The organism is Pedobacter sp., assembly GCF_035317785.1.
Classification (GTDB): domain Bacteria; phylum Bacteroidota; class Bacteroidia; order Sphingobacteriales; family Sphingobacteriaceae; genus Pedobacter.
This window is the reverse complement of sequence record NZ_DATHGC010000092.1, coordinates 1-5294: the sequence shown is the minus strand read 5'-3', so window position 1 is coordinate 5294 and position 5294 is coordinate 1. Positions and strand designations below refer to the sequence as shown.

Annotated in this window: 4 protein-coding genes; 3 read left to right on the top strand and 1 reads right to left on the bottom strand. The window is 45.9% G+C overall.

What is annotated here, in order from left to right; all coding sequences use genetic code 11:
- Positions 1-622: HAMP domain-containing sensor histidine kinase (locus tag VK541_RS05635; protein WP_324367772.1), on the top strand; the 622-nt coding region annotated here is incomplete at its 5' end.
- A gap of 85 nt (positions 623-707) precedes the next feature.
- On the opposite strand, the gene VK541_RS05630 is transcribed toward VK541_RS05635, so the two are convergent.
- Positions 708-1163, bottom strand: a complete 456-nt coding sequence (locus VK541_RS05630) for a lipocalin family protein (RefSeq protein WP_324367771.1) — start codon at positions 1161-1163, stop codon at positions 708-710.
- A 335-nt stretch (positions 1164-1498) separates the two neighbouring features.
- Here VK541_RS05630 and VK541_RS05625 point away from each other — a divergent pair, with 335 nt between their 5' ends.
- Positions 1499-5008: a glycosyl hydrolase gene (locus VK541_RS05625; RefSeq protein WP_324367769.1), complete on the top strand. Its 3510-nt coding sequence runs from the start codon at positions 1499-1501 to the stop codon at positions 5006-5008.
- A 43-nt stretch (positions 5009-5051) separates the two neighbouring features.
- A partial coding sequence (locus tag VK541_RS05620) for a hypothetical protein (protein WP_324367767.1) occupies positions 5052-5294 on the top strand: 243 nt, incomplete at its 3' end.

Genomic DNA, 5294 nt, shown 5'->3' with positions numbered 1-5294 from the left:
GATGAAGGGATACACCCAGATGCTGCTCCTGAAGATGAAACAGCGGGGAGATGATTTCGCTGTAAGTGCATTGGAGAAAGCAAATGCCCAGATAGCGAAAATGACGGGCATGATCAACGGATTTTTGAACGTTTCCAGATTGGAAGCCGGTAAGATCCATATAGAGCTCCAGATGTTTGATCTTGCCCTCTTGATTAAGGATGCGGAAGAGGAGTCTCTGACTACCATTTCGAGTCATAGGGTAGTCTTTGAGCCTGCCGAAATCTCCTTTGTCCGTGCTGACCGGGACAAGATCGGCCAGGTGATCCATAACCTGATCAGCAATGCTGTAAAATATTCACCAGCTGGAAGCACCATCAGTGTGGCGTGCGCCAAAGTTGATGGTGCGGTAAACTTCAGCGTGACAGATCAGGGAATGGGTATAAAGCCTGATGACCTTTCCAGGATATTTGACCGTTATTACCGTGTGGAGGGCAACCATATGTTCTCTATTTCCGGGTTCGGGATCGGTTTGTACCTGTGTTCGGAGATCGTTCGCCGGCATCAGGGTGAGATCTGGGCGGAAAGTGAGTTTGGTAAAGGTTCAACTTTTAGTTTCAGCCTGCCGCTAATGGAAATTTGAGCTGGGCTTTTTATTGCAATCATTGATGCAATTGCCCTGTAATCATAATGAGGAGAACATAAGTGCTTCTCATTATGATTTAACATCACTTCCTGATATAAATCTCTGTAATCTCCCTGTTAACATTCAAGTTTTCGATCTTTTCAATTCCACGTTGAATTAAAGTGTCTTTTTTAAGCGTTACAGTAAATTTAAACTCATGACCTTCCCATTCACGGGCAATGCAATATTCGAGATGTTCGGTGTAACTGTCTCCTTCCAGGGTGTAAGTCCCGCTTCCTGAAGAATAAAGCGCAGTCGTGTCTTTGCCTTTGTTTAGGTCATGCTGGAAGAATGCAAAATGCGTGTCATTTATAATTTTGATCATTTCCACATTGTTTTGTGGTGTGGTATTTACTGTATCGCCTTTTGTTATTGCCTGACTGGATACTAATTTCCATGTTCCGGTGATGCTTAATGGATCTTTCCCGGTATTTGTTTTAGTTTGGTTGCAGGATGCTAAAGTAAGAATAGCGATGGATGTAAAAGCAATAATTTTCATGGATTAGTTTCGGTTATCAGGTTGGAATAAAGCTAAGATAATTTTGGACAGAATATTTAATGATTATTCGAAAAGAGCCAGGCAAATGAAAACAGTTATTAAAGGGTGATAAACTGACCATATCTATCAAATCCGGGCCAATGTACGCTACCTTCCATGCTAAATTTTCAGCTGACGGCAACAGTTTTTCAGGCGGATAGCGGCCAAACCAGGGCGCTGATGAGGATGTCAATGCACCATATGATATAACCGCAACACGTATTGTTGAAACAGGATAGTTAAGGATGGTTCATCCTTGTTTTGTCATTATCTTGGCTGGTATCTAATCAAGTATAATGAGCAGAATTCTTTTTATCGTTGCTGTTTTGGGGTTATGTCTGGCTGAGATTCCTACTGGCGCGCAGAATGATGTTCTGCGGTCTGGGTTTAAAAATCCGCCTGCTTCGGCAAAGCCGCGCACCTGGTGGCACTGGGTAAACGGAAATGTGTCTAAAGAGGGGATCACTGCTGATCTTGAAGCGATGAAGCGGGTTGGAATCCAGGAAGCTCAGTTGTTTAATGTTGATCTGGGATATCCGGAAGGCCCGGCTGCATATCTGAGTCCGAAATGGCTGGATCTTTTTCATTTTGCGGTATCGGAAGCTAAACGGTTGGGATTGGAGATCGGGTTTCATAACAGTGCAGGCTGGTCATCGAGCGGCGGGCCCTGGGTAAGTCCGGAGCATGGGATGCAGACCGTTGTTTTTAGTGAGGTAAGGATAAAAGGAGATGCTGTGCTTCATCAAAAGCTGGTTCAGCCGGCTGCAAAATTCAATTATTATAAAGACATCGCTGTGATTGCTTTTCCGACGCCTGCCGGTAATCAGCGGATTGATGAATTAAGTCTTAAGGCGCTTTCAGGCAATGCCTTCCGCACGCATATGGATCCGGATGATAAAGTGATCGAAAGATCTGCGCTGGTTAGGAAGGCTGATATTGTTGATTTGAGTTCAAGGATGTCTGCTGATGGTACGCTGGACTGGAAAGCGCCTAGCGGTGACTGGATCATTTTAAGGTTTGGGCATACACCAAATGGTACGGAAAACCACCCTGCCGGGTCGGGCGGACGTGGCCTGGAATGTGATAAAATGAGCCGTTTTGCGGTCGATGCTTACTGGGCGGGAGGGGTAAAGCCGGTTCTGGATAAACTGGGGCCTCTTGTAGGATCGTCGCTTACCAATTGTCTGATTGACAGTTATGAGGTAGGCTGTAACAACTGGACTGTTGGTTTTGCAGAGGAGTTTAGAAAACGCCGGAGTTATGATTGTATTACTTTTTTGCCTGAGTTGGCGGGGTATTATGTGGAGAGCGGCGAAATCGCTGAGCGGTTTCTTTGGGACTTCCGTAAGACGGTAAGTGACCTGATCGCTGAAAATTATTATGGTTATTTTAGAGAGTTGTGCCATAAGAGCGGGATGAAGTTTTCCGTTGAGCCTTATGGCGGTCCGTTTGAGTCCATGAAGGCTGGCGCAAGCGGTGATGTGGTGATGGGTGAGTTTTGGATCGGGAATAAGCTCTTTCTGGAATCACCAAGGCTGGCGGCATCGATCTCTCATTTGAAAGGAAATTCGATTGTTGGTGCCGAGGCTTTTACCAGTTTCGGTGGTTGGCTTAATCATCCTGCTACACTGAAAGCAGTGGGCGACCAGGTGTGGGCAGAGGGGGTGAACCGCTTTCTTTTCCATACTTATATCCATCAGCCCTGGAATATTGGGCCCGGGATGACATTTGGGGTGTATGGTATGGAGATGAACCGCCTGAATACCTGGTGGGAGCAAAGCCGGGGTTACATGGATTATGTTGCGCGGTCGCAGTTCTTGCTGCAGCAGGGCAGGAATGTAGCGTATATTCTGGTTTTTACCGGAGAGTCTGCTCCGAATGATGCCCTGCTGCGTTCTGATATTAAAGCTTTTGGATATGATTATGATCAGATTGGGCCGGATGAGCTGGCGCTTTTGACAGTGAAGGATGGTATTATCTATACGCGTAGCGGCGGGCCTTACAGAAGGTTATTGCTTCCTGATTCGAAATGGGCTACTCCGGAACTGCTCATGAAAATTAGAGCACTGGCTGGGGCGGGTGCGGTCATATCGGGCACTAAGCCTGTGAAATCTCCAGGTCTTCAGGGTTATCCGGACTGTGATGTGAAGGTTGCCAAACTGGCTGATGAAATATGGAATGGTAATTTGGTGAGTGGGTCTTCGGTGGCTAGGCCTCTGGATATGAAGGGCCTCTCGCCAGATTTTTCAGCCAGTGCGACAGGGTCTGATCTGAATTTTATTCATAGAAAAGTTGGCCTGGATGATATCTATTTTGTGTCGAGTTCACAAAGTGTCAGGCGTACGGAGTTATGCCGGTTCCGGGATGCGGGGAGAAAGCCGGAATTCTGGAATCCAGAAACAGGGAAAGTGGAGGATGTGCTGGTTTGGCAGAATGGGCCGGGCAACAGTACAGAGATCCCAATCACATTCGACGCCAACGGATCTGTTTTTGTTGTTTTTCGCGGAGGTAGTGCTGCACACGATAATCAAATGAAATCTGCTGACCAGATCACCAGTGTAAAAACTGAGCTGGGGCATCAGATTTTAAAACCGCTTGCCGGTTTAAAGATTTTGAAGGCAGAGTATGGTACCTTTCTGCCTGAAGGCATGGTTGATGTGACGGATGTGTTGATTGAACGCATGGCAAAAGGTACGATTCGTTTTTCTGCTGATAATGCGCTTGCAGGTGGTGATCCGGCGGCGGGATCTTTAAAGGAGCTGCGCGCGGTATATGAAATGGATGGACAGCGAAAGCAGCTGCGTCTGCAAGAGAATGAGCATCTGGACATTAAAGCGGATAAAAAAGGATTTCGGTTAATCCGGGCTTTGTATGGAAAGTTTCCTCCTGGATTTGAGAATGTCCCTCCAAAGTATCCAATTTATGATTTTACAGAGAAGGTCAGGGATCTGGTCGCAGCAAATATGCTGGTGTTTCCGGTTACAGACAGTTTATTTGGAAAAGCTACATCCGGCGATGGCAAAAAAGAACTTCGATTAACGTATTTGTCGGAAGGTGAAACGTATCGTATTGCTGTTCAAACAGGAGGCCTGGTCCACCTGGAACTGGATACGCCTGAGCCGAGGCTTGTTCGTGAAAATGGCGTCCTGACCTGGGTTACTCCACGTGCGGGAAAGATCACTTATCGCAGGTCTTCCGGTTTAGTTAAAACGGCCACAGTAACAGGAATGCCTAAACCTGTTGAGCTAACTGGCCCCTGGGAACTGAGCTTTCCGCCAAATTTGGGTGCACCTCAAAAGACCGTATTTCCACAGTTGATCTCATGGCCTTTGGCAGATGAAGAGGGTATACGTTATTTTTCGGGAACGGCAGTTTACAGGAAAAAATTTGTATTGAAAGATGATCTGGTCCGTGAAGGAAATTCTCTGGAATTGGACCTTGGCACAGTCGGCGTGATTGCGGAGGTTTTTGTAAATGGGAAAAATCTGAGTGTGATCTGGAAAGCGCCTTTTCGGGTTGAGCTGGGAGATGTGGTACGAAAAGGGAAAAATCAGCTGGAGATACGGGTTACTAATTTGTGGCCAAACCGCCTGATTGGGGATGCACGGATTCCTGATGATGTAAAATGGAAGAATGACAATCCGGAAACGTGGCCGGACTGGCTTAGTAAGCCTGCCGAACGAGATTCAAAGCGTGTTACTTTTACTTCTCACAAATTCTGGGATGAACGTTCGCATTTGACGCTGTCCGGCCTGTTGGGGCCTGTTATGATCAGGTCTTACCAGCATGTAAAGTTGAAGGAATAGATAAAATTTATTATCTTTAATTACCGGATGTCGGGATGATTTAATGAAAATAACGCAGGCTTTCAAGTTGATTCTTTTCGTTTTTACGTTTTTGTACCCTTTTTTCTCTTATGCTCAAACCATTGTAAACAGTACTGCTCAGGATTCTCTAAAGTTTGAGATAGATAGTTATGTCTCGGGGATGGATAGGGTACTCAAATTGATTCCTGCGCAACCGGAAGTTAAATCATTGGTGAAATTTATTTATACCGGCCAGTTTTCTGACAAGTTAATGCCAAAATTTACG